This window comes from Mesorhizobium sp. KR1-2, from assembly GCF_040045035.1.
GTDB lineage: Bacteria > Pseudomonadota > Alphaproteobacteria > Rhizobiales > Rhizobiaceae > Pseudaminobacter.
In genome coordinates, this window is record NZ_JBDZDS010000010.1 from 1 (window position 1) to 26089 (window position 26089).

General features: G+C 60.2%; 28 protein-coding genes, 1 tRNA gene and 3 pseudogenes. 13 read left to right on the forward strand and 19 right to left on the reverse strand.

Annotated features, from left to right (window positions below; translation table 11 throughout):
• The 3 genes and pseudogenes from ABLE85_RS18655 to ABLE85_RS18665 all read right to left on the reverse strand — a co-directional run.
• A pseudogene (locus ABLE85_RS18655) lies at positions 1-666 on the reverse strand (hypothetical protein); the annotation flags it as partial.
• A gap of 115 nt (positions 667-781) precedes the next feature.
• Positions 782-985 carry a hypothetical protein gene (locus ABLE85_RS18660; RefSeq protein ID WP_348794219.1) on the reverse strand — a complete coding sequence of 68 codons (204 nt, stop codon included), beginning with the start codon at positions 983-985 and terminating at the stop codon, positions 782-784.
• 152 nt (positions 986-1137) lie between these two features.
• Positions 1138-1457: pseudogene (locus ABLE85_RS18665) on the reverse strand (transposase); the annotation flags it as partial.
• A gap of 883 nt (positions 1458-2340) precedes the next feature.
• On the opposite strand from ABLE85_RS18665, the gene ABLE85_RS18670 reads away from it, so the two are divergent.
• On the forward strand, positions 2341-3684 hold the full coding sequence (locus ABLE85_RS18670) for a hypothetical protein (RefSeq protein WP_348794220.1): 1344 nt from the start codon (positions 2341-2343) through the stop codon (positions 3682-3684).
• Between the two features lie 13 nt (positions 3685-3697).
• On the opposite strand, the gene ABLE85_RS18675 is transcribed toward ABLE85_RS18670, so the two are convergent.
• From ABLE85_RS18675 to ABLE85_RS18685, 3 genes are all read right to left on the reverse strand, one after another.
• Positions 3698-5635, reverse strand: a complete 1938-nt coding sequence (locus ABLE85_RS18675) for an acyltransferase family protein (RefSeq protein ID WP_348794221.1) — start codon at positions 5633-5635, stop codon at positions 3698-3700.
• A gap of 351 nt (positions 5636-5986) precedes the next feature.
• Complete coding sequence (locus tag ABLE85_RS18680; protein WP_348794222.1) at positions 5987-7588, reverse strand: heparinase II/III family protein; 1602 nt, start codon at positions 7586-7588, stop codon at positions 5987-5989.
• Positions 7589-7612: 24 nt separating this feature from the next.
• A complete protein-coding gene (locus ABLE85_RS18685; RefSeq protein ID WP_348794223.1) occupies positions 7613-8308 on the reverse strand; it encodes a DUF6270 domain-containing protein in 696 nt (231 codons plus the stop codon).
• 159 nt (positions 8309-8467) lie between these two features.
• Between ABLE85_RS18685 and ABLE85_RS18690 the strand changes: the two are divergent.
• The 3 genes and pseudogenes from ABLE85_RS18690 to ABLE85_RS18700 all read left to right on the forward strand — a co-directional run bounded on the left by ABLE85_RS18690 (position 8468) and on the right by ABLE85_RS18700 (position 9841).
• Positions 8468-9242: pseudogene (locus ABLE85_RS18690) on the forward strand (hypothetical protein).
• Positions 9242-9475: a hypothetical protein gene (locus ABLE85_RS18695; RefSeq protein WP_348794224.1), complete on the forward strand. Its 234-nt coding sequence runs from the start codon at positions 9242-9244 to the stop codon at positions 9473-9475. The pseudogene ABLE85_RS18690 and the gene ABLE85_RS18695 overlap by 1 nt, the downstream one beginning before the upstream one ends.
• A 126-nt stretch (positions 9476-9601) precedes the next feature.
• Positions 9602-9841, forward strand: a complete 240-nt coding sequence (locus ABLE85_RS18700) for a hypothetical protein (RefSeq protein ID WP_348794225.1) — start codon at positions 9602-9604, stop codon at positions 9839-9841.
• A 65-nt stretch (positions 9842-9906) separates the two neighbouring features.
• Here ABLE85_RS18700 and ABLE85_RS18705 read toward each other — a convergent pair whose 3' ends face one another.
• The 4 genes from ABLE85_RS18705 to ABLE85_RS18720 form a co-directional block, all read right to left on the reverse strand.
• Positions 9907-10176 (reverse strand): hypothetical protein, encoded by a 270-nt coding sequence (locus tag ABLE85_RS18705; protein ID WP_348794226.1) that lies wholly within the window; start codon positions 10174-10176, stop codon positions 9907-9909.
• A gap of 87 nt (positions 10177-10263) precedes the next feature.
• Positions 10264-10509 carry a Ku protein gene (locus ABLE85_RS18710; protein WP_348794227.1) on the reverse strand — a complete coding sequence of 82 codons (246 nt, stop codon included), beginning with the start codon at positions 10507-10509 and terminating at the stop codon, positions 10264-10266.
• Positions 10503-10625: a hypothetical protein gene (locus tag ABLE85_RS18715; protein ID WP_348794228.1), complete on the reverse strand. Its 123-nt coding sequence runs from the start codon at positions 10623-10625 to the stop codon at positions 10503-10505. The genes ABLE85_RS18710 and ABLE85_RS18715 overlap by 7 nt, the downstream gene beginning before the upstream one ends.
• A 145-nt stretch (positions 10626-10770) precedes the next feature.
• A complete protein-coding gene (locus tag ABLE85_RS18720) occupies positions 10771-11442 on the reverse strand; it encodes an SOS response-associated peptidase (RefSeq protein WP_348794411.1) in 672 nt (223 codons plus the stop codon).
• 179 nt (positions 11443-11621) lie between these two features.
• On the opposite strand from ABLE85_RS18720, the gene ABLE85_RS18725 reads away from it, so the two are divergent.
• Positions 11622-11843 carry a hypothetical protein gene (locus tag ABLE85_RS18725; RefSeq protein WP_348794229.1) on the forward strand — a complete coding sequence of 74 codons (222 nt, stop codon included), beginning with the start codon at positions 11622-11624 and terminating at the stop codon, positions 11841-11843.
• An 18-nt stretch (positions 11844-11861) separates the two neighbouring features.
• Here the strand turns inward: ABLE85_RS18725 and ABLE85_RS18730 are convergent, their stop codons facing one another.
• Complete coding sequence (locus ABLE85_RS18730) at positions 11862-13067, reverse strand: tyrosine-type recombinase/integrase (protein ID WP_348794230.1); 1206 nt, start codon at positions 13065-13067, stop codon at positions 11862-11864.
• A 123-nt stretch (positions 13068-13190) separates the two neighbouring features.
• Between ABLE85_RS18730 and dusA the strand changes: the two genes are divergently transcribed.
• A complete protein-coding gene (gene dusA / locus ABLE85_RS18735) occupies positions 13191-14207 on the forward strand; it encodes a tRNA dihydrouridine(20/20a) synthase DusA (protein ID WP_348794231.1) in 1017 nt (338 codons plus the stop codon).
• Between the two features lie 15 nt (positions 14208-14222).
• Here the strand turns inward: dusA and ABLE85_RS18740 are convergent, their stop codons facing one another.
• Entirely contained in the window at positions 14223-14930 is a 708-nt protein-coding gene (locus tag ABLE85_RS18740; protein ID WP_348794232.1) for a TIGR02281 family clan AA aspartic protease, read from the reverse strand.
• Positions 14931-14934: 4 nt separating this feature from the next.
• Positions 14935-15168 (reverse strand): DUF1289 domain-containing protein, encoded by a 234-nt coding sequence (locus ABLE85_RS18745; protein WP_348794233.1) that lies wholly within the window; start codon positions 15166-15168, stop codon positions 14935-14937.
• A gap of 134 nt (positions 15169-15302) precedes the next feature.
• On the opposite strand from ABLE85_RS18745, the gene ABLE85_RS18750 reads away from it, so the two are divergent.
• On the forward strand, positions 15303-16292 hold the full coding sequence (locus tag ABLE85_RS18750) for a nicotinate-nucleotide--dimethylbenzimidazole phosphoribosyltransferase (RefSeq protein WP_348794234.1): 990 nt from the start codon (positions 15303-15305) through the stop codon (positions 16290-16292).
• Positions 16293-16347: 55 nt separating this feature from the next.
• Here ABLE85_RS18750 and ABLE85_RS18755 read toward each other — a convergent pair whose 3' ends face one another.
• Positions 16348-17874, reverse strand: a complete 1527-nt coding sequence (locus ABLE85_RS18755; protein WP_348794235.1) for a HAMP domain-containing sensor histidine kinase — start codon at positions 17872-17874, stop codon at positions 16348-16350.
• Positions 17875-18055: 181 nt separating this feature from the next.
• On the opposite strand from ABLE85_RS18755, the gene ABLE85_RS18760 reads away from it, so the two are divergent.
• The 4 genes from ABLE85_RS18760 (at position 18056) to ABLE85_RS18775 (ending at position 20447) form a co-directional block, all read left to right on the forward strand.
• Entirely contained in the window at positions 18056-18568 is a 513-nt protein-coding gene (locus ABLE85_RS18760; protein WP_348794236.1) for a thermonuclease family protein, read from the forward strand.
• A gap of 40 nt (positions 18569-18608) precedes the next feature.
• On the forward strand, positions 18609-19220 hold the full coding sequence (locus ABLE85_RS18765) for a glutathione S-transferase (RefSeq protein WP_348794237.1): 612 nt from the start codon (positions 18609-18611) through the stop codon (positions 19218-19220).
• Positions 19221-19225: 5 nt separating this feature from the next.
• The gene (locus ABLE85_RS18770; protein ID WP_348794238.1) at positions 19226-19870 is read left to right on the forward strand and encodes a uracil-DNA glycosylase family protein; all 645 of its coding nucleotides are present in this window, start codon (positions 19226-19228) and stop codon (positions 19868-19870) included.
• Positions 19871-19955: 85 nt separating this feature from the next.
• Entirely contained in the window at positions 19956-20447 is a 492-nt protein-coding gene (locus ABLE85_RS18775) for an Lrp/AsnC family transcriptional regulator (RefSeq protein ID WP_348794239.1), read from the forward strand.
• 349 nt (positions 20448-20796) lie between these two features.
• Here the strand turns inward: ABLE85_RS18775 and ABLE85_RS18780 are convergent, their stop codons facing one another.
• Positions 20797-21054: a GlsB/YeaQ/YmgE family stress response membrane protein gene (locus ABLE85_RS18780; RefSeq protein WP_348794412.1), complete on the reverse strand. Its 258-nt coding sequence runs from the start codon at positions 21052-21054 to the stop codon at positions 20797-20799.
• A gap of 142 nt (positions 21055-21196) precedes the next feature.
• Between ABLE85_RS18780 and ABLE85_RS18785 the strand changes: the two genes are divergently transcribed.
• Complete coding sequence (locus ABLE85_RS18785; RefSeq protein WP_348794240.1) at positions 21197-21625, forward strand: YidB family protein; 429 nt, start codon at positions 21197-21199, stop codon at positions 21623-21625.
• Positions 21626-21771: 146 nt separating this feature from the next.
• Positions 21772-21848 (forward strand) — tRNA-Pro (locus tag ABLE85_RS18790).
• A gap of 123 nt (positions 21849-21971) precedes the next feature.
• Here the strand turns inward: ABLE85_RS18790 and ABLE85_RS18795 are convergent.
• From ABLE85_RS18795 to ABLE85_RS18810, 4 genes are all read right to left on the reverse strand, one after another.
• A complete protein-coding gene (locus ABLE85_RS18795) occupies positions 21972-22748 on the reverse strand; it encodes a glycosyltransferase family 25 protein (RefSeq protein WP_348794241.1) in 777 nt (258 codons plus the stop codon).
• Positions 22749-23054: 306 nt separating this feature from the next.
• Positions 23055-23240 carry a hypothetical protein gene (locus ABLE85_RS18800; RefSeq protein WP_348794242.1) on the reverse strand — a complete coding sequence of 62 codons (186 nt, stop codon included), beginning with the start codon at positions 23238-23240 and terminating at the stop codon, positions 23055-23057.
• Positions 23241-23294: 54 nt separating this feature from the next.
• Positions 23295-24545, reverse strand: coding sequence for an O-antigen ligase family protein (locus tag ABLE85_RS18805; protein WP_348794243.1), 1251 nt, complete (start codon positions 24543-24545; stop codon positions 23295-23297).
• Positions 24542-26083, reverse strand: a complete 1542-nt coding sequence (locus tag ABLE85_RS18810) for an undecaprenyl-phosphate glucose phosphotransferase (RefSeq protein ID WP_348794244.1) — start codon at positions 26081-26083, stop codon at positions 24542-24544. Before ABLE85_RS18810 ends, ABLE85_RS18805 begins: the two co-directional genes overlap by 4 nt.
• Positions 26084-26089: the final 6 nt, after the last annotated feature.

Consider the following 26089-nt stretch of genomic DNA (forward strand, 5'->3'; position numbering starts at 1 on the left):
GAGACCAAAACCACGAAGGAGAAAAGCAGGACCTTGACCACCACCACCGAACCGAAACATACCTGAAAGGCGGGTCAATTCTCGGCGGAAATCCCGGGTCAGTTCCTGGCGGAAATCAACACCACTGATTTGCAGCGCCTCCATAGCAGCGTTGACCTTCTCAAATTCAAGCCTGCTCGACATCATCGCGGCGCGGGCAAGATGGGGACGAAGCTGGTCCAGGTAGGAAATCGCGGCAGCAGTCATGGGACCTTTCACCTTCTTTTTCTCGACGGCGAAGACAATGGGATCGCTGCTCGGTGTGAAGATCGCAGTAGCGGTTCCAAACCCGTAACCGAGAGGTTTCATCACTTCCGTGAAGATGGGAAGCGTGTCGTAGTCCTCTTGGGTAAAAAACTCCGCCTCGTCGACGAAGCCATCGTACTCCAGGGTCAACACCTTTGCTGCGCGGATGTTTCGACTGAGCCAGCCTTCACCCAGCATTTTTGCGCTAAGATCATCGAGCGAAGCGGAACTGAGGGCGTGCATCGAAGTACTGCTTGCATTGAATAGCGCAGCCCCGTGCGCGTCCGCGCCATGCGCCATTGCATCGAGAACTTTGTTCCATTGCTCAGGGACGAAGGCTGCCTCGTATATGAGGTCCAGTACCTTGAAGGTCTCGTTCACGTTGCATCCCCCACGCCAATATTGTGGCGCCTGTACAGTGCCGGGCGTCTCACACAGGAGGCGGACTCATTTATTTTTTATTCCAAGTGCGGGCCGTCTTCTCGCTAGACAGCTATCAAAAGCTCTCGTCGGTTCGTCTTACTGTCACTTTGTCGAGGTGACCGATCGCTACGATGATGCCACCTCTGGCTTTGGCAAGCGCCGCCCTGTCACCTTCTATCTTGTCGGCGGCCTTCGTGAGCATCTCGACCACTTCGGCGCTTGTGTAGCCGCCAGGGCTCGCGGCCATGGCGCGAAGATCGTCGACAATGTCGGTCATTCCCCCACTCCACTCCCCGTGTGCGGAAATGGTGCGCAGAATTTCACAAACCGTCAATCCTTCGAGCCCACCTCCACCCCGGTCTTGGGTCCCCCCGCGAGCCGGGAGGCAGTGCAGGGGCAGGGCCACGCCTTGCGCGTATTACGAACTTTGCTGTGCCGCTTCGTCCAATGCTGCCTGGGAAAGGTCATGTCGGCCAGCACGTCCTCCTCGGCGCTGTCCATGAGCGTGGCGAGCTGGGGCAGCTTCGCCTGATCTGGTCGACGACGTTGCGCCATTGCTGGCTGGCGGCCTCCGGCGTGTCCTGGGCGACGGCTGTTGCGATGAAGGCCGAGACGCCGCGCCGTCGGCTCTTGCCGGCATGGGCCAGGGCATTGCGCATGAAGTGGACCCGGCACCTCTGCCAAGTGGCCGATAGAACCTTGGAAACGGCGGCCTTGATGCCTTCGTGGGCATCGGAGGCGACGAGCTTGCGCGGCCGAGGGGGCGAAAGCAGGGGCTGAAGCCGCGCGCGACACAGCCGCAGGCTACGCCAGCGATGCCGTCAGCCAAGGCAATGTTGCGATCTATGCAACTGCGGATGGCATTGCAGGGCTTAATATTCAGCCTGGCATCGGCGGCTTTTATACGCGCGGCTATCGAGTCGATGGGGACGGGGGCGGGGCGCAATATAAGCGCCTTGCATCGGAGCCTGCCCACGCGGGGAAGCTCCAGTCGAAGGACGGCGCGTGGTGGGAATTGGCGGAAGCACTGCCGTTCGGCGCGGTTATGAACGGCGTGGTCAACGACACAGCGCCAGTCACAGCCGCTGTTGCATATGCGTCCTTCGGTACAGACATTCATTGGCCAGACGGGACAGCGCTGACGACGGCGAGTATCCCGAATTTCCACGACGTGCGCCACGTCGGGCCGGGCGTCGTCAAGCGCGGCGCTGAGTTGTTCTACATTACGCCCCCGGCTCTTTGGGGCGTTATCCAAGAAAACCATGTCTATTATTGCCTGTCTGGGGCCGCCGCGAACGACGGGCTTTCTATGTCAGAGCCACGTGCTGATCTTTCGCAATTCAGAGAAGATTTGCGTCGGTACGACCAGCAAGGAAAGCTGCGAGGAGGGAAGTGGGCGTTCCATTTTGGTGCAGGCTCGTGGAACAGCACGCAACTTAGAATTAATTTTGAGATCTCGTCCATTTACCCCGTTCGCCTCGTCGGCGAGCGCGGTAATAGATCGCATGAAATAGTCTCGTATGGGGGGCGGCCTAGCGACAGCATGGCAGCCCGGGGGGGTAGCACGCCCCGACGATATCTGGTGGGCAAGCGATCTTCTCTGGCGGGGCTTTCGATACACTCATCCAGACGGTGCCGCCTCTCGTCAGCCTTACTGCGGGTGCAAGCTATGAGGTCAAATTTGAAATCGTTAACTACGTAAGTGGAGGCCTGACGCCTCGCCTCGGCGCGTCCGGTGGAACCGATGTGCTGGGGACGCAACGAACGGCGAACGGCATATACACACAGACCCTCGTCGCCAATGGCACCAGTGACCAGATCAAGTTTTCCGGGGGATCATTCGTAGGCGGGCTCAAGAGCGTCAGCGTCAAAAAGATAACTGCAGCTGGAGAAGGCGGCCCGATAACTGTTTTCAACGGCCTAACCTCGCCGGCGACAGCGGTTGCGTGGGCGGACGGCGGAAATTACCTAGTTGAAAATATCGCCTTTGCCGGTGGCGGCAGATCGACAACCACATACGGCTGGTTGCAGCAAGGCGATGGTAGCTGCGAACTGATAAACTGCCGCGCGAAGAATGTGTCGCTCGGTCTCGCTGCTATTGACGGGCGTCGGATAAAGACTTCCAACTGCCTAGCGAAGAGCTGTGATCAAGGTTTCCGCGCCCACTACGGGATGAAGATGACGTTTGGCAACTCCGCCGAGAATTTCAACCGGGCGATGGAGTGCGACATCGGTGTGTTTGTGTCTCGCAACGCTATCGGTCACGTCGATTACATGGTGGTTGATGACGCTATTAGTGCTGGGCTGTGGTTAGATACCGGCGCCCCTCGCGTCAATTTGGTCGGCTCCGATTTCCGCCGCTGTGCCGTTGGCGTCGAGGCGCAAAGCAACAGCGAATGGCTTAATGAGCTGGATGGAAGCCCCACAGCGAACAACTTCAACATGGGGACGCCAGATGCCTGCGGTATCGCTTACCGCCATAGTGGGGGCGCGATCGAGACCCGCCTTTACGGTCAGCAGTCGCAGACGGAGCACCGCATCGGCTACGACCGGACTTTAATCACCCACACGGGAACGACCACACAAACAACGCTTGCCAGGGTTACCGGCAGGACACGGAGCAAGAAACTTCGCCTACGTGTATGGGGAAACAAGATCGGCGCCGCTGGGTCCAAAACCCTCCTCGTGGCGGTCTCGAATGCCGGCACGAGCACGAACAAACAGACTATCGCGTCGGGCTCCCTCTCAACGGTCGCGGGAGCTTACATGATCGAGTTTGAAATATCTCCGACAAGCTTTGCGGCACAGAAGCAATCTTCTATTTGTTGGCTCGACGGTGCCAATCCGCTTGTGAACCCAGCATCAGTTCGCGGTGCGAGTATGACGGTAGACCGCGAGATACGGATCGACGCCACGCTTGCGAATGCTGCCGACAGCCTTACTACCGAGGGTTATGACGTGTTCCTGATGGGGTGACGGCGCGGCGCGTTCATTGCAGAACTGCTTGCGCTTGGAAGAGATATCTGTAGTCGCGCAGAGCGACAGCCTCCTTGCCAATGATCCACGAGCCGCTCATGCTAAGGTGCCCGCCGTCAAAGTACATGGGACGCCCGTTATTGTAGGGGGAGCAAATTCCATTCGGGCAAATAACATCGTTAAAGTCGACGTATTTGACTCCAGGAACCTGGGAGGCAATCTCCCGAATCTTCTTGTTGACCTTAGCGACACCAGTGTTGCTGGTAAATTGGGTTGCGCAATCGAAACCCAATTTGATGGCCTTGGCCGCGCAATTACGATCGTAGCCGTTAAATCTTGCCGCCTGCCCAACGATGATGACTTCCATCCCCCGCTCTCGGAGCGCCTTCAGTGTCTTAAGTAGCCCATCCTGAAAGCGCTCTGAGAAATTTTGGTAACCCATATATGATGCAGCAACAATAATGCGATCGTACTCATTTAGCATTTCGGAGATGATGGGTGCTGACATCGCGCACCCTTTTTTGTTTTTTGCGGCAGCAAAATTTGCGGCGCCTTCTAGAAGTGGCGGACAAGATGAGTGTTCAATATTTCTGAATGAGAAGTCATATTTTTTTGCCAATTCTCCAAACACGCCAATGTAATGGGCGGCATTGCTATCCCCCCATAGCAAATATTTCGGTGAGGCGCCGCCGTTTATTAAGCAGCTTCCGCGCTCAGCGAACTCCTTTGTCAACTTGGCACCCTGGCACACATAGTCGTAATTGTATGCCGCCTTGGTCTGTTCAGTTAAAGCCTCGAGCTTTTCTTCGTAACCATCTGGAGACGCCAGCGGGACGAAGCCCTTCAGGGAGATTGCTCCGATGCAGGCCGCTACCAGCACCGCTACCGGTGCGGCCAACATGCGGTTGAATACCGGCCAAAATGGCATCTTCGTATGCCGAAACGGTGCCTCAATAAATCTTGTCGAGAGAACTGACAGGGCGATGATTGCGACGAAGACGAGAACGCCATTGGCGAGATTGATCTCGACATAAGTGTATCGCAAATAAGCTAGAAGTGGCCAATGCCAAAGGTACATGGAATATGAGATGTTGCCGATCTGTCGGGCGGGCCAGATTGAGAGGAACCGAGAGAGAGGCTGAACTTTCGTTCCCGCGATAAGCAGGAGGGCTGCACCAAGAGTAACTGGAATTGCATTTCGCCCGGGGAAAGCCATTTGGCTGGTCAGCATATACGCACTGCCGATTACCAGTATCAGACCTGTGACGCCTAGAACGAAAAGCAACGTTGGTGACGTGTCTTTGACTATCCGAGTTTGCGCGGCAAAAAGGCAGAAGCCGCCAGCGCAGAGTTGGAATGCCCTCGATGGCAGCATGTAATAAGCTGCAGTGAAGTTGTCGTCGCGGATCCAGTACTCTCCCCAAGCCACGCTGACGACCATAATGAATGCCAACGTGGGTAGAATGGCGCGCGGCCACTTCATCAAGAAGAATAGCAGCATCGGCCAGAACAGATAGAATTGCTCTTCAACGCCAAGCGACCACAAGTGCAGAAGCGGTATGTAATGGCTGTCATTGGCGAAATAGCTAGTGTCGAGGAAAAAGGTAAAATAGATATTTGATGCGGAGAACGCGGCGGCAATGGCAGACCACGACAGATCCACAAGGTCGTCGGGCAGCAAAATGAATGCTCCCGCGATCAGCGTCACCGCGGTCACAAACAGCATTACCGGAGTGATGCGCCGTATTCTACGACGGTAGAATTCCAGAAAATCAGAAGGCCGGTTGATGCCATCCTTATAAATTCTCTGCGTTATGACATATCCGGAAATGACGAAGAAAAGGTCTACGCCGACGAATCCGCCGGTGATCAGGTTTTCATTGATATGGAAAATTACAACCAGCAGGACTGCAATCGCGCGCAGCCCCTCAATATCAAAACGATAAGTCAAGGGTCGCTCTCAAAAAAGCCAGAGATGATGCGGCCTTCAACCATAGAAGAGTCGGTAAGTCGATAGCACAGTGGTGCGTGTCGACAAATTCACGTTGTTTTTCACAGGGCGCAAAACGTGTTGGCGCCGTCCATCGCCCCATTGGGGGTATCCCAAGCATTCATATTCGCTCCCATAAGCGCTGGCATCCAAGCATCGCGGCTGAGGGCAGTCCAATCCCCTGAAAGGAATTGCCATGTTCGATCAGCCGACCGTGGACACGGTGCGGGCACATGCCGTGAGGGTTGACGCAACGCTTGCGAACGCTGCCGACAGCCTCACTATCGAGGGTTATGACGTATTCCTAATGGGCTAGACCCACCATAGCGCAAATGTCTCATCCATCGCTTCGGCGGTTGTCGTAAACGAAATATCGAAAGCTGGCGAAGCTGCGTTCGCTTTCGTCGAGCGCCAGCCAACGAGACTGGGCTGCTCCTGGCCTTTTACGATCTTGCTTGGCAGCGATGTTTCAATTGCTAAAGCGACGTTCGTTCCGCCGATAACGACTTTGCCGTTAGACCGGGAGACCGCTTTATCGGCGGGCACCAGAAAGCGCGTCCCGTAGACCGCATACCCTTTAGCCGAACGGTCCAACGCGTGCTTTCGAGCTTTGTCGGTTAGCGGGGAAATTGTGTCTCGAATTGAGATAGACTTAGTGAGGCGGTCGAATTTAATCGTCCGCCGAGCTTCGAAGCCTGCCCACATGCGCGTCCCCCCGGTCACCTCAAACGCCTCTGGTGTTGAGACGGACTGGATAATCCGCGATTGTCGCCCAATCGTCGCAATCTCCCGAGTTGCGTTCATCCCGAAGACGTACGGAAGGCCGTGCGCATGGGCAGACCTCATGTAGATGCGCATGGGGTCCTTTGGTTGATGAGCATAGAGCCCACCGTCGATCAACCATTCTTCACCGTGCGCGAATAGAGACAGTGCCAAGTCATCGTCTTGCCGATGTGACTGACTTAGATACCCGCACTTAAATGCGCCATGGACAGCTTTCGTATCCCACCCGCTGCGGAAAAAGGACCAGCCGCTCTTAGTCAGAGTGATATCGTCGATAGCTGGTTGCGGGAGCCGGCGGACAACAAAATCTTGAGTATCCCCGATATGCGGAAGCTTTCGATCCGGCCTTGTCATATGGGCTAAAATGTTCTCTGCCTTCTCCACGAGGCCAGTCGTTTCAAGAGGTTTGCCGGTGTAGGCCATAGAGAGATCATTAGCGCGCTGAACCTGGCTGATCCCGAAATGATGGTAACCCGTGCTATTCTCGACGTGACCACCGTCAACGGCGAAAGCGGTCTGTATTTCCTCCTTTATTCGCGTTGCCGCGAGGGCGTGCAGTTCGCTGCGGCCCATCTCGTGGCCATATTCGAAGAGAGCTAAGCTTTGATCGAATCCATGATTATTGCCGCGCTCATAAAATCGTTCGGTAGCCAGAAGCTCGGCGTGCTCGGCGCAAATTCTATCAAGGAATGCGTCGGCCTGCCCTGTTGAGGATCGCAACAAGAGGAAATTGCTAAGCCGTAGTGCGGTGGCATGATCATGCCATGCCATGTTCGTTTTCACGCGCGACGTATTGCGATAAATGCTCCACCATCTCCTGATCAGTTTGCTGACAAGTTCGCTCCCGAGCGTTGAGTTCATTTTGCGGTCGTAGGCAATCAGGCTCGGCAAGAACGCAAACTGGTGCAATTTCCAAGCGAGCGTTCTTGGTACTTGCTCAGGGATAGGCCAGACTTCCTCATTGATTACGACAGGCTGAAATCCGGGCACAACCCATTGGCCAGAATGAATGATACCCAGCCCTGCTTCTGCCTCATTTGCGATCTGCGTCATCCGGGATCTATGCCAATCTGAGACGCGAATTGGCGCCGTGTCAGAAGCTGCAAACTTTGCAAAGAAGCGTTTGAACATCTCTTATTTCCGATAGCGCCGCGACTAATCTGCTTGAATGCCGAGTGTGCTCAGCAGTCTTCGCGAGATGTCATCGGTGTAATGAAAAGGCGAGCGGCCCCAACGATGCGACGTGCTGCCTATAAACGCATCCCTTGGATAGCGCACTCGTTCAACGGATGGTGGAATTTCATCGTAGAGGCGCGCCAGATTTTCGTTGCCCACGGATACCTCAGCGGGGTCAAAATCAGCGCCAGAATCGTCAATCTTTGCCCACCAGACTTCGTTCAACACAACACGCGCCCGTCGCTTCGCGGCAATATCCAATAGATTGACCAAGCCATCCTTCCACCACCGGTGCCTGACCGGATCGGACGGCTTGATCAGTCTGGCGCCTGGAGCTTTGGCGACGTTAGTCTTTCGGGCCTCCGATGAGTACGTGCATCGTGCAGATCCGATTGTCACGAGTGAGAAACGCTCATCGATCATATCGAGAAGTAAAAGGTCATAATCCGCTTCTTCAAGCAGCCGGCGCAATCGCTTTGAAGCGTCCACATGTACGAGGCGACGCTGGAATTTGCTCTCTAGCTCGTTCTCGATGCGCTCTTTCGTGAGCCATGGAAACGGATCGCTAAACGCGCTCGCCAATGATGTTCGGGCGACATAGTCGGCCAACGACGCGTGAGTGGTAAAATTAAAGGCGTCCCGGCTGACGCAACTACCGACGACAAAAACTCTCATGGCTCATTCTCAGCTAGCTGGTCCCGCCGCGGGAAGGCATAGAGGCTGATCAGATCTTAGTCCACCACTTGCCGGCGTTCATACGCCAGTCGTAAAGCCTATCCTGCACGCAATCACCTGAAATCTTCAATCACGCCTCACGGCGGGAAAGGAACTGCCATGGACAAAACCGTTCCGGCCGGAGCGGCGATGCTGCTCGACTTCATCGGAGACATCGAGGCTCCGCAGGGCTACGGCACCATCTACGGCAATAACCAGGGCAAATTGCCGATCCCGCTCACCAGCTTGACACTCGGCGAGGTCATTGCCGCCAAAGCCTCATGGACCAAGCAGTTCAAGTCGTCGGCCGCCGGCCGCTACCAGTTCATGCGCGCCACCTTGATCGACCTGCGCAAGGAGCTTGGTCTACGCGACGGGCAGATACTCAGCCGCGACCTTCAGGACCGGCTCGGCTATCACCTGCTCAAGCGCCGCGGCCATGACGAGTTCATGGCCGGCAAGATCGGCCGCGCTGAGTTCGGCAGGCGGCTGGCGCAGGAATGGTCCTCGTTGCCGGTACTGGCGGCCACCAAGGGCCAGAAACGCGAATTGGCACGCGGACAGTCCTTTCTATGACGGCGACGGGCTCAACAGGGCGCTGGTGGCACCGGAGCGCGTCGAGGCGGTGCTCGACAAGGTGAGGGCGGCAAGGGCCGATGTCGGAATCCCGGCGAAGAAGTCGGAGGCCCAAGGAGATGATGAAGGGTCGCTGCCCGAGTTGCTGAAGTCGAAGCGCTTCTGGAGTTGGATTGGGGCAGGCGGCGGCGTCAACCTCCTCGGCTTCGCTGGGCTCCATTGGTCGGCGCAATTGGCCATCATCGGTGGGGTCACCGGACTGGCTGTCTACGGCATCACCTCCATGCCAGCCGTGCGCAAGAAGCTAGGGCTTGGCTGATGCGGGAATATCTCGCCCTCGGCGGCGCGATCATGGCGATCGCGCTGCTCGGCGTCAGCCATTGGCAGGCCTACCGGGCCGGCGCCGCGTCCGAACGCTCCGCCACCCTCAGCCGCTCCGTCGAAGTCTTGCGCGAAAGGAACGCGACCGATGACCAGATTCGCAACCTGGACGATGCTGGCCTGTGCCGCGCTCTTGGCGGCCGGGTGTCAGACGACGGTGCCTGCATCTGAGTGCGACGGCTGGCGCAAGCTGAAGCCCTCGCCGGAGACGCGGGCCTTCATCATCGGCCAGGATCGGACCTTTGCCGAACAGGTTGCCGGCCACAATCAGTTCGGGATCAAGCGGGGATGCTGGAAATGAGCGACACGGCAAAGCGGTTCGATGATCTATCGCCAAAGACCAAGGACTTCCTCTCCAATCTACGCGACGAAGAGGTCGAGACCCTGGGTGACGGCATCCGGCTCGTCAACGCAATCCGCACCGTCGGCACCTTCATGAAGTGGCTGATTGTCGGATTTCTCGGCTTCGTCGTCGGCGTCGTGATGCTCGGGGAATCGGCCTTGAAGATCATGGCCTGGTTCCGGCCGCCGCCGTGATCTCTCCGTTGCCAACGCTCACAACGTTCAGCCCTCCTCGGTCCGCCGGGGCGGGCTTTTGCGTTTCAGTGCGCCGCCATTGGCTTTGGCTTCTTCGCCTTCGGCGCCGAGATGCCTTCCTGCTCCAGGCTCTTGCGCAAGATGCCGGCCAGATCCTTCACGTTCTCCTTCGGGCGCGGCACCGGCTTGGGTGGCGGCGCGCCGGTGCGCTTGGCCTCGATCAGCTCCCGCAGGGCTTCCTCGTAGTGATCCTCGAATTTTGGCGGATCGAAGTGGGACGTCTTCTTGTCGATCAGCAGCGAGGCGATCTCGGTCATTTCGGGGTCGATCTTCACCTCCTGGCTCTCCCCGAAGACTTTCGACGCCGGCACCACTTCCTTTGCGCTGCGCAGGATCGTCAGCAGGATGCCATTGCCGAGCGGTTACAGCAGCACATGACGCTCGCGCTGGAACAGAACGACGGTTGCGAGCGCCGCCACGCTTGTCTTGCTCATGGCCTCACGCAGAAGGCTGAACGGATCAAGCGACGGCTTGTCGGCCGGGGACAGGTAATAGGGCTTCTCGAAATAGATCGGGTCGACCTCGCCCTTGTCGACGAAGCCCCCGATGGTCATGACGTGTTCTGACAGAGGCTTGAGGGCGGCGATCTCGTCCGGTTCGATCAGCATGTAGTCGCGCCGGTCTGCTCATCGACATAGGCGGCTTTTACCGGCTCCCGCGTCTCGCGGTTGAGGATCTTGAAGTGGATCGTCTCCGCGTCCGTCCAGGCGCTGGTCGGCTTCACCCGAGCGGTGCCGCCATAGTGTGGCTGGCGGGTAAACGAGGCGCGTAGAAATCCGGGTCGCCTTCGGGCGTAAAATGAGGAACTAAGGCCGCTCTCATCATCTCCCAATGGCCACATCCGGCATGATGGCGAGGGTCGTCATCGGCTAGAACAGCGTTGCCTGCACGAGTTCCGCCTTGGCGGTCTCGTCGACGATGATCAGCGTGTCGTCGGGGAGCGGGCGCTGGAGATCCTTGGCGTCATTCCAGGGTGCCCGCATCCAAACTTCCCGTTCCTCGTCCGTCGTCAGGATGACTGGCATTGCCTTTTCGTGGATCGGCGCGACGATGTTGTTCGGCTCGGTTGTCAGGAAGGCATAAAGCTCATGAACGCCGGGCCGCGGGTACTTCGAAGATCCGCGCTCGCCCTCCCAAACCGTCCAGATGCCGGCGAAGAATGCAAGCGGCTTGTCCTCATTGAGCGCAAACCAGCGCTTCGTCTTCTTCGGCTTGGTATCCTCCCACTCGCAGAACGTCGTCCACGGGACGAGGCACCTGTTTTGCGGTTTGAGCCAGCGGCGCCAGTGCGGAGAGTCGCCTTTGCGCACATTCTGTACGCCCGTGTCTGGCTTTCCGTTGGTGACAAAAGTCGGCGACGGCATACCCCAAGTGAGTGAGGCCAGTTCGCGTTCGCCATCTGGAGAATTCCGAACCACTGGACCCTGACGATCGGGGTAGACGTCGATCGACGGCTCCATGTTGCCGATCAAATCGCGCTGGGCGAGCGTCAATTCGATAATGGCGCGCTGGTTCGAGCCGAGATTGTACAGATTACACATACGCGTACCCGGGAAGGCGAGATCACTTTTCAGCTTACCCGTTGACTCTCTCCTGTTAATGTTCCTATTTCGTTCTGATGCCGGAACCGTATTGGCCAAAGAGAAAAGGATCGTACACGCTCGCTGATTCTGCGAGGAACGGCGCATACCTGCGCGCAGAATGCCGCTATTGCAAAATCGTGCATTTCTACGCGCCTACCGATTTGAAGGAGCTTTGCGGCAACGCCCAGGTCGATGAGGTGAAGCTGCGGCGGGAGAAGTGCGGCGACAACAATATCACGCTGACTGAATATCACCCGCCGATCGCAGAGCTTCAGTCGATGACCATCAGGCGCTTGGACAAGGTGTATTTCCAGCGTCGTGTCGTATGGCGAGATGAGCCGGTCTGGAAGGGGAGGTAGGCGGATCGGCTGCCGCAATTAATCGGCAGCTTCGCCCACTCGGTGCGGCTCATCGATTGAACCTCTCTGGGAGCGCCACCGGCGCGGCATGTCGCCCTTCTTCGTGATGCGGAGGCCGGGTATCGGCTTTGTGACCTCGGCGATCCATTTCCAGCCGGCATATTTGTCGCCAACCTGCCGAAGGTGGGTGTAGCGTTTCAGGCTATGCCATGACCGGTGGCCGCTTACTGCGGCGACATGCGGGATGTTCCAGCCCATTTCGAAAAGACGGGAGACGCCTTCATGCCGGAGATCGTGGAAGTGCAATCGCTTCTCCACCGGCATGTCTTCCGAGCTGAAACCCAGGAGCTGACAGGCACGGGTAAACGCCGCGCCGATCGCATCGGTAGTGTAGGGAAATATCTCGTCGGCGAGGCGCGGCATGGAAAGGATTATCTTCAACGCCTCTTCGGGTAGGTCGCACCACACGTCGTTGCCGATCTTCTCGCCCGGGTTCTTCATGTCGCGGACAAGCACGCGTTTTCCTTCGACGTCGAGATCGTCCCACTTGATCCGGATTATCTCCTCTTGCCTCCGCGTGGATAGAATTCCGAACACGACAATCTTTTGCATCGGGATGACGGAGCGCCGTCGCTTTTGTCGATCTCCAAAGTGGATCAGAATCGCATCCAGCTCAGCGAGCGAAGGGCGGCGATCTCGTTCCTTGGACTTGCTGACAAGTCCGAGCTTCTTGGCGACTTTCCAGGCGTCATCCATTGCCTGCGAACTGAGGTCGTACTTCCATGCGGGGCGGGCGATGCTGAAGATGGAGCCGAGGTGCGACATGTAATTGCCGACTGTCTGCGGTTCCACGCCGGTCTCGAGTTTCTGCTTGGCGAACTCGACGATGTCGGCGCTCCCGATCTGTGAGCACCGTTTGTCTGCGATAGAGAAGGACTTGATGGAGCGAAGCACCTGGGCCTTCGTCTTGCCCAGCTCTCTTTCCGATTCACGAATGTATCGGTCGATCACCGCGCTCAGAGGAGGGTCGCCGGCCTTAAGTTGTTCAAGGGCCCCGGGCTTCGCAAGTTCCTTCTCTCGCTTCTCCAGCCACGCGGCTGCGGCTTGGCTGCGATCGAAGGTCTTATTCTCCCTGTGAGCTATCTCGCCATCGCGCTTTATGACGATTTGCGCTAGATAGCCGAAAGACCCATTCTTGCGCTTGCGTTGAGTGATCGTTCCCATGCGCCCCTGCCAAGCAGTACAACATGGCGGCCAGAGGTACAACATTGTTGTACTGGGTGCAACGGAATGCTACGAAATGCCCGGAAATGCGCAGGAAATGCGCACAACAATGACGATGTCAAAATGAGCGGAAACGCTAAAAAAGATAACAATTACAATGCATTTAGGTTGTCCATCGCGCCCATGATGGATTGGACGGACAGGCACTGCCGCTTCCTCCATCGACAGCTTACGCAGCGCGCGCTGCTCTACACCGAGATGGTGGTGGCTGACGCTATCATCCAGGGCGCGCGGGAGCGGCTGCTCGGCTTTTCGGCGGAAGAACATCCGGTTGCGTTGCAGCTGGGCGGCTCCGATCCGCAAAAGCTCGCCGAGGCCGCACGCATCGGCGAGAGTTTTGGCTACGACGAGATCAACCTCAATGTCGGCTGCCCGTCCGACCGGGTGCAGTCCGGCACCTTCGGCGCCTGCCTGATGAAGACGCCGGAACTGGTGGCCGAATGCGTGGCTGCCATGAAGCAGGCGGTAAAAATCCCGGTTACCGTCAAGTGCCGCATCGGCGTCGACGAGCAGGACCCCGAAGTCGCGCTCGATGCGCTTGCCGATCGCGTCTTCGCCGCCGGTGTCGACGCGCTCTGGGTTCACGCGCGAAAAGCCTGGCTGGAAGGACTGAGCCCGAAGGAGAACCGGGACATTCCGCCGCTCGACTATGATCGCGTCTATCGTCTCAAGGCGAAAAACGAGAATCGTTTCATTGGTATCAATGGCGGTATTCAGACTTTGGATGAAGCGCTTGGGCACCTGTCGCATGTCGACGGCGTCATGCTCGGCCGCGCCGCCTACCACACGCCGGGCATCCTGTCCGAGGCCGATGCCGCGCTGTATGGCGAGCCCGCGCGCGACTTCGATTTCGCGGGGCTGATTGACGCCATGGCAGCCTACGCCGCCCGCCATATCGAACACGGTGGCCGGCTTGCCCACGTCACCCGTCACATGGTGGGGCTGTTTCACGGCCAGCCTGGGGCGCGGCGCTTCCGCCAGATCCTTTCCACGGACGCCACGCGTCCCGGAGCGGGACCGGAGGTGCTTCACAAGGCCTTCGCGGCTGTCGAGCTGGAGCGCGCCAGCCGCGCCGCCTGACGGTGGGCGTCGGGGTCAATCCCGCAGGATCATGCGGTCGCCACGAATGTCGAAGCCCGACAGCGAGCCGATGAAGTCCATGCCGAGCAGGCTCTGGCCCAGCATTCCGGGCGCAGCCACCAGAACCGGCATGCTGCGCCGGGTGATTGCTCCCAGCGTCACATTCTTTGCAATCACGCGCGCGGCGTTGGCGTTGCCGTTGGCAGTCGCGACGGGGATGGTGTAATCCAGCGCGGAAGGATCGAAGCCGGCGCGTTCGGCGTCGGCCGCCGTCAGCACGATGCTTGTCGAGCCGGTATCGATCAGCGCACGGACCGCCGCGCCGTTGATTGTGATCCGGGCCTCGAAATGGCCGTTCTGCAGCTTGTCCAGCGTTACCGTGGTGTGCCCGTCAGCGTTCGTGATCGACATCGGGCTGCCTGGAATAAGCCCGGCGGTGATGCGGCTGGCGATGTCTTGCAGTTCGTAGCGATATTGGTAGCCGGCCACGAGCACCAATGCCACCAGCAGCCAAAGGCCGAGAATTCGCGCTACGTCGCCGAAACGGTGCCTAGCATTGACGATGCCGGCGCCAATCACCGCGCCGAAGATGCCGAGATAAAGCACGCGTCCGAACGTATCGCTGGAAACGCCCGAAGCCCCGTGGCTCATGTCGTTCAGGATGAGGAATAGCAGCCCCACCGCCATCACGCCCAGGACTATCCATATCCACCGGCCGGCCATGGCGTCAGCCCGCCGTATCGCGTTCGCGCGCCATGCGGGCGCGGCGGGTTTCGCGGCGAGGGCGTCGTTCCACCGTCTCGAGCCTCGCGGGAAGCTCTGCCATCACTTCGCGCCGCTCGTGCGGTGTCATGCCGATCCAGCCGGAAATCTCGTCGCGGGTGCGTCCGCAGCCGAAGCAATAGCCGGTCTTCATGTCGACCGAGCAGACGAGGATGCAGGGCGATTCGATAGCCGTCATTGAGCGTTCCGTTTGGTATCAACCACATGGGACAGGCGTGTGGCCAATGCAAGCCCCACGTCGTTCGCCCATTGTGCCACGAAGCCATCGCGGCTATGCCGCAGCCAACGACGATCTTCCCAGGCTAAAGCGACATGACCAGTGCACTTCCCTTTGACGATTTCCGCGTCCTGATGACCCGGCTGCCCGCCGGCGACGAGGCGGCAGGCGAGCGCGTGCGCGCCCAGTTCGATCGGGCGGAGAAGCCGAAGGGTTCGCTCGGCCGGCTGGAAGACCTCGCCGCCTGGCTGGCGACGTGGAGCGGCCGGCCACCCGCAGTCAACCGTCCGCTGGTGGCGATCTTCGCCGGGAATCACGGTGTCGCACGGCACGGCATCTCTCCGCGGCCGGTTGAAGCGACGGCGCGTGCGGTGGAACTCACCGCCGCAGGCGGCGCGGCAATCAACCAGATCTGCCTCGCCAACGACGTCGCGTTGAAGGTCTTCGACCTCGCGCTGCATTTGCCGACCGAGGACATCACCCAGGATGCTGCCCTTGACGAGCGCGGCTGCGCGGCCACCATGGCCTTCGGCATGGAGGCGATCGCGGGCACGGACCTTCTGTGCATCGGCGATCTGGGCGTCGGCAATTCCACCGTCGCTGCCGCCATGCTGGCGGCGCTTCACGGCGGCTCCGGTGCGGATTGGGTGGGGCAGGGCTCGGGCGCCGACGCGGCAATGATTGCGCACAAGGCGAAGGTCGTGGATGCCGCGCTCGCCTTCCATGGCAATCATCTGAAGGACCCGCTGGAGGTGCTGCGCCGCGTCGGCGGACGCGAATTCGCTGCCATTGCCGGCGCCATCCTCGCAGCGCGCATGGAAAAGATTCCCTTCGTCCTCGACGGGCTGGCGGCGATCGCATCGGCTTCCGTCTTGCAGGCGCTCAATCCCCGCGCGCTGGAGCATTGCGTCGTCGCGCAGCTTTCGCCCGAGCCGGCCTTTTGCAAGGCGGTGGAAAGGCTCGGCATGCGGCCGCTGCTCGATCTCGGCCTTGCGCATGCGGAAGGGGCAGGGGCTGCGCTCGCCGCCGGTTTGATCAAGGCTGCTGCGCTGTGCAGCACGGGAATGGCGGCCGCACTGCGGTAAACGCATAGAAACGAAGATTGGTGGGCGGCCTGTTGTCTTACGGGCGAAAGGGCGCCTATCGCCGACGCCCGCCCACAGCCACGTGCCGAGTCGGCAAGGCAGGCAGCACTTCCATGACCCGCGAAAGCGGGAAGATCGCGATAGCCTCGGTGCCCTCGCGCAGCTTGGAGTGCAGCTGGAATTCGCCGCCATGCATGGCGATCAGCCCCTGCACGATCGGCAGGCCGAGGCCGGTGCCCTGTTCGGCGCTCTTGATGGCGATGGAGCCCTGGCCGAAGGCCGACAGCACCACCGGAATCTCATCCTCCGGGATGCCCGGACCATTGTCCCTGACTGACACATATTGCCCGCCGCCCGCCGTCCAGCCGACCCGCACGAGGATCTCGCCGCCGGGCGGCGTGAATTTTACCGCATTGGAGAGCAGGTTGAGCGTGATCTGGCGCACCGCGCGCTCGTCGGCATAGAGGCGCGGCAGTTCGGGCTCGAACTCTTGCACGATGCGCAGGTCTTTGTTGTGCGCCTTGAGCTCCATCAGGTGGCAGCATTCCTCCACGATGTGCAGAATCTGAACCGGCTCCTCGTGCAACTGGTAGCGTCCAGCCTCGATGCGCGACAGGTCGAGAATCTCGTTGATCAGGTCGAGCAGGTGCTGGCCGGAATCGTGCACATCGCGGGCATAGTCGCGATAGGTGGGGTTCTGCATGGGGCCCAGCACCTCGCTGGACATCACTTCCGAGAAGCCGAGGATGGCGTTGAGCGGGGTGCGCAGCTCATGGCTCATCGAGGCGAGGAAACGAGACTTGGCCAGATTTGCTTCCTCGGCGCGCCGGCGGGCCTCGTCGGACATGGATTTGGCCGTCTCCAGCTCGGCGATCAGCCCGTCCTTTTCGGACCGGAAGGAAAGCAGCATCACCGACGAGCGATTGAGCCGGCTGGCGACATAGTCGAAGAAGGGCAGCGACAGCGCCAGCAGGGCGATCATGATGATCTCGACCGGCGTCCAGCCCTGAATGCTGGTCATGGCATAGGCCGCCACTGGCAGCGTGAAGGTCACGAGCAGGGCGCCGCGCAGCGACGAGGCGATGAGCGCCGTGGCGGCCATCGCCAGCAGCAGGACCACGGCCTTGACGATCGGAAACTGCTCGACCCTGCATTCGCTGCAGCCCATCGAGGCGAAGTAGACCCAGCCCAGGCCGCTGACGAAATGCCAGAACAGGAAATGGCGCTTGGTGCCGGTGGTGTCGAGCTTGGTCATCTCCGTCTTGCCGACGCGATGGGCGACATAAGCGAGACCCGCATAGCAGGTCACCGTCAGCAGAGCCCAGATCAGCACGTCGCCGCTCATGCCGACAAAAAGGCCCGCAATGGCGATCATCAGCACCAGCAAGGGGATCGAGGTTGCGCTGCTGGTCATGGCGTGGGCATGCAGCTTCAACAGCTCGCGATCGAAGGCAAGCGTGCCCGGGCGCTGCGCCAGCCGGTCGCGTGTCCTGCGCACGGCGCGCGCGACGTCGCTGTTGCGGTGCCGCTTGGTGCGGTCCACAATGAATTTGTCAGCGATGTCAGAGCGCAGCAACGCCATGAGGGCATTCAATTTATGCGAGCAACCAGTATGAGGCCGCAGGCTACGCCTTAATGATTAAGACAATGTTTGCCATATGACTCGGATGCCGCGGTATCGGCCGGGTTGGAGGGCTTCCGCTTCGTCGTCTCGCCGCTTCGGGCCCCTTTTCGACATCTGTCTCGCGCTCGCGATTCTCGGAATGCTTGCATTGGTGGTCGCGCGCGTCGACCGCGCGGCCATGCGCCAGGTCTCGGGTGCGGTCTTTGTGAATGACGGCGACACCATCACCCTTGCCGGGGAGCGGATTCGCCTGCGCGGCATCGACGCTCCCGAATATGCGCAGGCCTGCCAGCTTCATGGTGGCGACTATGCCTGCGGCCTTCGGGCCCGCGAAGCGCTGGTCGCGCTCATCGCCGGCAAGGCGGTCACTTGCGAAGGCGGCGAGCGCGACCGCTATGGCCGGCTTCTGGCCGTGTGCCGGGCCGGTGACGTCGATCTCAACCGGGCTCTGGTCGAGGCGGGCTGGGCCGTCGCCTATGGCGGTTACGAAGACGCCGAGCGAACTGCGCGAGAGCGGGGCCGCGGCATATGGGCAGGCACCTTCGAGCGCCCGCGCGACTGGCGCGACAGGCACGGTGGGCTCGCGGAGCCTCGCCCCGAATGCCAGGGCGGCTTCTACGACTGGCTGCAAGAATTGCTTCGATTCTGGTGAGGGGGCGCTATAGTGCCTCCTACGCAACAAGGAGAGCGACGTGAGGCTGTTCGATGGCGGGCGCGCGCCCAACCCGCGCCGGGTTCGCGTGTTTCTGGCTGAAAAGGGCATAGAGGTGCCGCTGGTGCCGGTCGACATGGCCGGCATGGAGCACAGGGGCGCCCCGATGGCAGCGCGCAACCCGTTGCGGCGTCTGCCGGTTCTGGAGCTGGATGACGGGACGATCCTCACCGAGTCCGTGGCTATCTGCCGTTATTTCGAGGAGCTGCACCCTGAGCCGGCGCTGTTCGGGCGCGGCGCGCTCGGCAAGGCGCTGGTCGAGATGTGGCAGCGGCGCATGGAGTTCAATCTGTTTGGCACTGTCGCCGCCGCCTTTCGTCATCTGCATCCGGCGATGAAGGAATGGGAGGTGCCCCAGGTGCCCGCATGGGGCGAGGCCAACAAGCCAAAGGCGCTCGAATTCCTGGCGATCCTCGACAAGGAATTGGCGAACCGTGAATTCGCCGCCGGCGACGAGTTCTCGATCGCCGACATAACCGGCCTGATCGCCATGGACTTCACGAAACCCGCGCGGATCCAGGTGCCCGAGGAGATGGGCAATGTGATCCGCTGGCACCGGGCGCTTGCCAGCCGGCCGAGTGCCGCCGCCTGAACCTCATGACTATCGCCGAACTCGACCGTCTGACCGAGCAAATCCGCGCCTGCCGCATCTGCGTGGACGGGTCGCGCGCCCGCCCGCTGCCGCATGAACCCCGGCCTGTGGTTGTGGCCTCCGTCACTGCGCGCATCCTCATTGCCGGGCAGGCTCCGGGCACGAAGGTGCATGCCAGCGGCATTCCCTTCGACGACGCCTCGGGCGATCGCCTCCGCGACTGGCTCGGGGTCGGTCGCGAGGAATTCTACGATCCGGCGAATTTCGCGATCGTGCCGATGGGCTTCTGCTTCCCCGGCCAGGACGCCAAGGGCGGCGACCTCCCGCCGCGCCGCGAATGTGCGCCGCGCTGGCGCAAGCCGCTGATCGATCTGATGCCGCAGATAGAGCTGGTGCTTGCCATTGGACTTCATGCGCAGGCCTGGCACATGGGCGCCGCGCGGGCCGCCACGCTCGGCCAGACCGTGATGAACTGGCGCGCAGTCCACGATGCCTCTTCGGCCCCGCGCGTCATCCCGCTGCCACACCCTTCCTGGCGCAACACCGGCTGGCTGAAGAAGAATCCCTGGTTCGAAACGGATTTGCTGCCCTTCCTGAAATCGGAAATCCGCCATCGCCTTTCGCGGCAACGGGGCAATGGCATTGCTTAGAATTCAGCCGACCGGAGAATTCCTTTCTTGTGAAATGATCCCGCTGCGGTGAATATAAGGGAATATTTTTCCGCTCGGAGCCATCATGGACCGCCTTGACCGCAAAATTCTTCGTCTTCTGCAGGAGGACGCGACCCTCGCCGTGGCCGACATCGCCAAGAAGGTGGGCCTTTCGACGACGCCGTGCTGGCGCCGCATCCAGAAGCTGGAGGAGGAGGGCGTCATCAAGCGGCGCGTGGCCATCCTCGATCCGGAGAAGATCAACACGCGCGTGACCGTGTTCGTGTCGATCCGCACCAACTCGCACAGCCACGAATGGCTTCGGCGCTTCTCGGAGGTCATCCAGGAATTCCCGGAGGTCATCGAATTCTACCGCATGAGCGGCGACGTCGACTATCTGCTGCGCGTCATGGTGCCCGACATTGCCGCTTACGACGCCTTCTACAAGCGGCTCATCGCCAAGATAGAGATCCGCGACGTGTCGTCCTCCTTTGCCATGGAGCAGATCAAGTACACGACCGAGATGCCGCTCGACTACATGGTCCTGGACAAGGAAGCCGGCTCCAACGCCGCCTGAACTTGCAGATCGCGCGGGGCCGTTTCGTTTCACGGCGAATGGGCCCCGCGCTGTTCGTACGCTCTGCTGGGCAGAACCCTGCTCGCGACCGTGCCAGGTATCTGGCGCGGGTTGCTAGGAAAAGGATGTGCCTGGCCACGCCAGATTAGAATCGATCTTCGCCGGCCGCATCCGACGGATCGAACCGGCGCATTGAAACGCTTTGCGTGTTCCGGCCGGAGCAGGCCGGAGCTTGATGCTTCCCGGCGAAGACACTGTCGCGCGGCTTTAAGGCACAGGCTGTCGCAGAGCCGTCATGATCGGCAATGTGGACCGCACGACGGCGGCTGAGCCTTTCTCTCGACGCCGTCTAGGCGCTGCTTCGTCCTGTCAGCGCATGATAGAGCCAGAGTACGACGACGGCGCCGATCACAGCCACAATCAGGCTGTAGATGTTGAAGCCGGTCACGCCGGTCGCTCCGAAGAAACTGAATATCACGCCGCCGATGATTGCACCGACAATGCCGAGGACGATGTCCATCAGCATGCCTTGGCCTGTGCTGTTGACGATTTTACTGCCCAGGAAGCCCGCGATGAGGCCGAGGATGATCCAACTGATGACTGACATCTCGATGTTCTCCTTTTCCAACGCATGCGAAGACTTCCACACGAAAGAAAGAAACTCAACTGGCCTATAGCAGTCTTGAAAAAGCGCCGGTCCACTCCACCATTCTCGGGGTGAGGGCTTGGTTCTGGCAGAGGAGGCCTCCATGGGACTTTTTGACGATGCCGTACCGGGTGGCAATATCGGCAAGCCGTTGATGATTGCTCTCGGCGCGCTGCTGGTCGGCAAGATGCTGAGCGGCAAGAGCCAACCTCAGCAGGGTGAACCTGCGCAATCCGGCGAAGGCGGGCTGCTCGGCGGCCTTCAAGGGCTTCTTGAGAAGCTACGGGACTCGGGGCAGGGCGCCGCCGCCGATTCCTGGGTGGGCACCGGCCAGAACAAGCCGATCGCGCCCGAGGATCTCGGCCGGGCGATCGGCCCGCAGACGATCAAGGCAATCGCGGATCGCGCAGGCATGAGCGAGGACGAACTGCTGAGGCAACTCTCGATGGCGCTGCCCGGCGTGATCGACAAGCTGACGCCCGACGGCAATGTGCCACGCCCGGATCAGATCGCATCGCGTTGGCAGGAATAGGCGTGCGGACTGCAGCAGAGCGCAGGGTGTCGCCGCGCCCTGTGCTCCTGTTCCGAGGTCTTGTTCAAAAAACATGCTCGTATTGCGCCGCAGCGAAGAATTTCGGTTGACCGGCTCGGGCATTAGCAGATAGACAGCAGCCGGTCCGGAGTGTAGCGCAGCCCGGTAGCGCACTTGACTGGGGGTCAAGGGGTCGTGGGTTCGAATCCCGCCACTCCGACCATTTTTTCCCTTCCCCTGCAATGATTTGGCTGGAGCCTTGTCGGATCTTTGATCCGCGCAGGCAACCGGCGTTTCTACAAATGCGTTCTGCATGCAGGGCGCCCGGAGGAGCACGATTCGTTCGTCACGCCTTGAGGCCGCGTTGATAGAAGCGCGCCCTCAGGTTCTTGTGGGCGGCAAGGCATTCACCCCAAAGCGACCGAAGTGCGGAGCGTCGCCTTTTCTTTTGCAACCGCTCGACTTCCAGAAGTGAGCCGCCGAGATCATGGCTGATCTCCTCGACAAGGTTCTGGCTCGTGGACCAGACCCGGATTCCGAATTCCCAAGGGCAGGAAAGGTCCTCGTCGACGGCCCTGAACACCTTGCGTCTTGCCAGCAGGCGTGACGCAGCTTCGCGCCGGATCAGATATGCCACCGCACCGGTGGCCGGAAACTTGTGTGCGACCAGTGATGTCGTGGCCAAGTCCAGCCGCTTGGCGACCTTCTTCTGCGGCCGAAAGTCGAAGAACTTCACAATGTCCCAACGGTCATACACGGCTATGCATTCGTGGATCGTTGCAAGGAATCGTTCCTTGTCCAGCAGATGAAAGTCGTCCTCGAAAACGACGGCGAAGTCGCTGCCGCTCAGCACGAATTTCTCCCAGATACGTCTGTGGCCGGCGTAGACGGCTATTTCAGCTCGAGTGAGGGAGTATTTTGACAGCAGGCGGTTGGTCTTCGAGGCATATAGGTCGCCTAGAAGCGTGTCTTCCTGTCTCAGGCCCTCTGAAAAGCTCCAGGCTATGGGAATATCTTTGAGTTGCTTGATTGCGTTTTGACGCCGAAGTCCATCTGGACCGTCGATCGTCAGGACGAAGCCGACAATATTTGAGCGTGGCCAGTGCGATGCTCCGGAGCACATATGCTCCCCCCACACTCACTTTGCTTAGACTTTGATGTCGTTATAGGCGCATGTATAGTGTGAAGTATAGTGTTTATAATGCTGTCAATGCATTGCTGGATTGACATATTTCAGTCGCGAAATCCTGTTGCTGACTTTCTCTGCTTCTGAGTAGCGTCAGGCCACTGGGCAACGCTGGCGATATCCACCTGTGAAGTTGCGAGCAGGGGCGGTGCGTCGGACCTGATCGTGCCGGCATCATGCGCGACCACGGCCATCGCCCTTGAGCGACGGCGCAGTCTTATTGCGTTCCTCGAAGGTCCAGCTTCAATCGACCTTGAAGTGGCGCTTGATCAGCTCGATGGTCTGGTCGAACGTTTCGGCGTTGAAGAAGTAGCGGCCGTAGACCTCGTTCAGGCCGCCCCGGCCGTCGAACCGGCAAAAGTCCCAGCCGGTGTCGGTCCGCCGGATCCGGATTTCCTGCCAAGGTGCGACGCTAACTTTCTCGGTCATGCAGCCCCTCCCATCAAATCCCCGCCACCATCATGAGCGGCAGCGCGGACGAGGTCAATCGGCGTGGAGTTCTCGCGAGTACAGCTTGCGCTGGTGGCGCCGTTCAAGGCCGATCGCGCCCCAGATCAGTCCCAGCAGGAGATAGAAATGCCGCCAGTGGTCGGTGTCGATGACCGTCCCAAGCGCGATATGGCCAATGAAGACCACATAGGCGCAAAGCAGATAGGGCTGCCACGGCCGGTTGCGGAACAGGATGCGGAAGCCGGCGGCGAGTGTCCAGCAGATCATCGTCAGATAGGAGACGAAGCCGAGCCAGCCATAGTCCATCAGGGTCTTGAGCCAGATGTCGTGCGTGTCTTCGCCGTAGATCTGGCCGAACACCAGCGGCCCGATGCCGAACGGCTTTTCCAGCGCCAGCAGGAAGCCGATGCCGTAGCGGGCGAATCGACCCAGCCGTGCGCCGTCATAGTCCTGCACCAGTTGGGCGCGGGTGGTGAACAACTGGGCAACGCTGGGAATTTGCAAGGCGATCATCAGCGCGAAGGCAAGGAGCAGGAAGGCCGTCAGGCTCATCACCACCACGCGCAGCCGGAACGCACCGCTCAAGCTTTGCAGGAACAGCGCGCCGACGAGAAGGATGGAGGCGGCGCCGAACAGGCCCCAGGCGCCGCGCGAGAAGGAAAAGAAGATACCGCCGACGATGATCAGAAGCGGTACCGCATAGACCACCATCATCAGCGGCCGGCCAGTCATCAGCCGGTGGAGAAGATAGATGCCGGGCAGGGCGAGGAAGGGCCCGAACACGTTCGGATCCTGGAAGGCTCCTGCCGCGCGGTCGTATTTGGTGAACATCGCCGCGCCGGGAAAGGCATGGAAATAGCCGAGGATGCCCAGCATGGAAGTGCACACTGCGGCGGTCACCCAGGCCAGGAAGATGACGCGGTAGAGTTCGGGCCGCATCTCCGTGACGGCCGCGAAGAACACCGCGGTGAAGGCCAGGAACAGCGAGACCGCCAGGTAGAGCGGCGTGTTCATCAGGTTCGACATCTGGCTCATGGCGATCATGCCGCCGATGTTGAACGCGACCAGCAGCACCAGGAGCGGCACCACGGAGCGGGACAGCCGCAGGCCGAATAGCGCCCACACCGCAATCAATCCCGCCATATAGAGCTCGTAGGGCGCCGGCTCGTTGAGCACGAAACCGGAGAGCAATACGGCCAGCGCCACGGCACCCGATGAGATCAACGCGATCAGCTTCGCGTTGACTGCGGCGGCACTCGGAAGCTTGTGCGGGATCGCGCTCAATAGGCGTTTTCCGTGTTGAGTAGCCGTACAGGGGTCAGGAACAGGATCTTGAGATCGAACCAGAGCGACCAGTTCTCGATGTAGTCGAGGTCGTATTCGGTGCGCATCCTGATCTTCTCGTCGGTGTCCATCTCGCCGCGCCAGCCGTTGATCTGCGCCCAGCCGGTGACGCCCGGCTTCACGCGGTGGCGAGCGAAATAGCCGTCCACCACCTCGTTGTAGAGCAGGTTGTGCGACTGCGCGGCCACCGCGTGCGGGCGCGGACCGACCAGCGACAGGCTGCCGAACAGCGAGTTGAAGAACTGCGGCAGTTCGTCGATCGATGTCTTGCGGATGAAGCGGCCGACGCGGGTGACGCGCGGGTCGTTCTTGGTCACCGCCTTCTTGGCGCTCGGGTCGGACTGGTCCGCATACATCGAGCGGAATTTGTAGACCTCGATGACCTCGTTGTTGAAGCCGTGCCGCTTCTGTTTAAAGAGAACGGGGCCCTTGCTGTCGAGCTTGATGGCGATAGCCGTCGCCAGCATGATCGGCGAGAAGACGATGATGCCGAACAGGCTGAAGAAGATGTCGAAGGCGCGCTTGGCAACCGAATCCCAGTCGTTGATCGGTTTGTCGAAGATGTCCAGCATCGGCAGCGAGCCGATGAAGGAATAGGAGCGCGGCCGGAACTGAAGCTGGCTGGAATGCGCCGACAGGCGGATGTCGACCGGCAGCACCCACAGCTTCTTCAGGAGCGACAGCACCCGCTGCTCGGCGGTGATCGGCAGGGAGACGATCAGCATGTCGATACGCGCGATGCGTGCGAACTCGATCAGTTCGCTGACGTCGCCCAGCTTCGGATAACCGGCGACGATCGGCGGCGAGCGACGGTCGTCGCGATCGTCGAAGATGCCGCAAATGCGGATGTCGTTGTAAGGCTGCCGCTCGACGGCGCGGATGAGCGTCTCGGCCGCCTTGCCGCCGCCGACGATGACCGCGCGCCGTTCCATCTTTCCGTTGCGGGCCCAGCGCCGGATCAACTGCGCCAACACGAGGCGCAGGCTGAAGACCAGCGCAAAACCGAGCAGGAACCAGGCGCCGAACAAAAGTCGCGAGAAATTGCTGGAAATTTTCAGGAAGAAGCCCGCCACGGCCAGCAGGGCGAAGGCTCCGGCCCACATGAGCAGCATGCGGCCCATCCGGGCCAGCGGCCTGAAAAGTGCCGAGATCTGGTAAAGGTCGCTAACTTCGAAGAGCAGCACCGTCAGAAGCGAGGTGCCGGCGATGATTGCCAGATATTGCCAGAACAGGTGCGTGGTCAGCCCGACATAGCAGGCAAAGAGCGTGGCGCCCGAGATGGAAAGCAGCAGGAACTCGACGAGCCGAACGACGCCGCTGACCATCACCGGCGACATGGTATCGCTGCGGTACTGGGAGGCGACCTGAAGCGCTGCCTTGTTGAGCGTGACCTCGGACTGCTTGCCGGCACTCCTGCCGGCATCAAACCTGCGGACGGCGTCGGCCGAAAAGCGGCGCGCGGGGTCGATCTCATTCATGGTCAT

What these genes read in the sequence shown, in the direction of transcription:
- ABLE85_RS18660 (WP_348794219.1), bottom strand. Translation starts at nt 985, where the DNA reads ATGACCGACATTGTCGACGATCTTCGCGCCATGGCCGCGAGCCCTGGC.
- ABLE85_RS18680 (WP_348794222.1), bottom strand. Translation starts at nt 7,588, where the DNA reads ATGTTCAAACGCTTCTTTGCAAAGTTTGCAGCTTCTGACACGGCGCCA.
- ABLE85_RS18685 (WP_348794223.1), bottom strand. Translation starts at nt 8,308, where the DNA reads ATGAGAGTTTTTGTCGTCGGTAGTTGCGTCAGCCGGGACGCCTTTAAT.
- ABLE85_RS18695 (WP_348794224.1), top strand. Translation starts at nt 9,242, where the DNA reads ATGCGGGAATATCTCGCCCTCGGCGGCGCGATCATGGCGATCGCGCTG.
- ABLE85_RS18700 (WP_348794225.1), top strand. Translation starts at nt 9,602, where the DNA reads ATGAGCGACACGGCAAAGCGGTTCGATGATCTATCGCCAAAGACCAAG.
- ABLE85_RS18710 (WP_348794227.1), bottom strand. Translation starts at nt 10,509, where the DNA reads ATGCTGATCGAACCGGACGAGATCGCCGCCCTCAAGCCTCTGTCAGAA.
- ABLE85_RS18720 (WP_348794411.1), bottom strand. Translation starts at nt 11,442, where the DNA reads ATGTGTAATCTGTACAATCTCGGCTCGAACCAGCGCGCCATTATCGAA.
- ABLE85_RS18730 (WP_348794230.1), bottom strand. Translation starts at nt 13,067, where the DNA reads ATGGGAACGATCACTCAACGCAAGCGCAAGAATGGGTCTTTCGGCTAT.
- dusA (WP_348794231.1), top strand. Translation starts at nt 13,191, where the DNA reads ATGAGCGGAAACGCTAAAAAAGATAACAATTACAATGCATTTAGGTTG.
- ABLE85_RS18740 (WP_348794232.1), bottom strand. Translation starts at nt 14,930, where the DNA reads ATGGCCGGCCGGTGGATATGGATAGTCCTGGGCGTGATGGCGGTGGGG.
- ABLE85_RS18745 (WP_348794233.1), bottom strand. Translation starts at nt 15,168, where the DNA reads ATGACGGCTATCGAATCGCCCTGCATCCTCGTCTGCTCGGTCGACATG.
- ABLE85_RS18750 (WP_348794234.1), top strand. Translation starts at nt 15,303, where the DNA reads ATGACCAGTGCACTTCCCTTTGACGATTTCCGCGTCCTGATGACCCGG.
- ABLE85_RS18755 (WP_348794235.1), bottom strand. Translation starts at nt 17,874, where the DNA reads ATGGCGTTGCTGCGCTCTGACATCGCTGACAAATTCATTGTGGACCGC.
- ABLE85_RS18760 (WP_348794236.1), top strand. Translation starts at nt 18,056, where the DNA reads ATGCTTGCATTGGTGGTCGCGCGCGTCGACCGCGCGGCCATGCGCCAG.
- ABLE85_RS18770 (WP_348794238.1), top strand. Translation starts at nt 19,226, where the DNA reads ATGACTATCGCCGAACTCGACCGTCTGACCGAGCAAATCCGCGCCTGC.
- ABLE85_RS18775 (WP_348794239.1), top strand. Translation starts at nt 19,956, where the DNA reads ATGGACCGCCTTGACCGCAAAATTCTTCGTCTTCTGCAGGAGGACGCG.
- ABLE85_RS18780 (WP_348794412.1), bottom strand. Translation starts at nt 21,054, where the DNA reads ATGTCAGTCATCAGTTGGATCATCCTCGGCCTCATCGCGGGCTTCCTG.
- ABLE85_RS18785 (WP_348794240.1), top strand. Translation starts at nt 21,197, where the DNA reads ATGGGACTTTTTGACGATGCCGTACCGGGTGGCAATATCGGCAAGCCG.
- ABLE85_RS18795 (WP_348794241.1), bottom strand. Translation starts at nt 22,748, where the DNA reads ATGTGCTCCGGAGCATCGCACTGGCCACGCTCAAATATTGTCGGCTTC.
- ABLE85_RS18800 (WP_348794242.1), bottom strand. Translation starts at nt 23,240, where the DNA reads ATGACCGAGAAAGTTAGCGTCGCACCTTGGCAGGAAATCCGGATCCGG.
- ABLE85_RS18810 (WP_348794244.1), bottom strand. Translation starts at nt 26,083, where the DNA reads ATGAATGAGATCGACCCCGCGCGCCGCTTTTCGGCCGACGCCGTCCGC.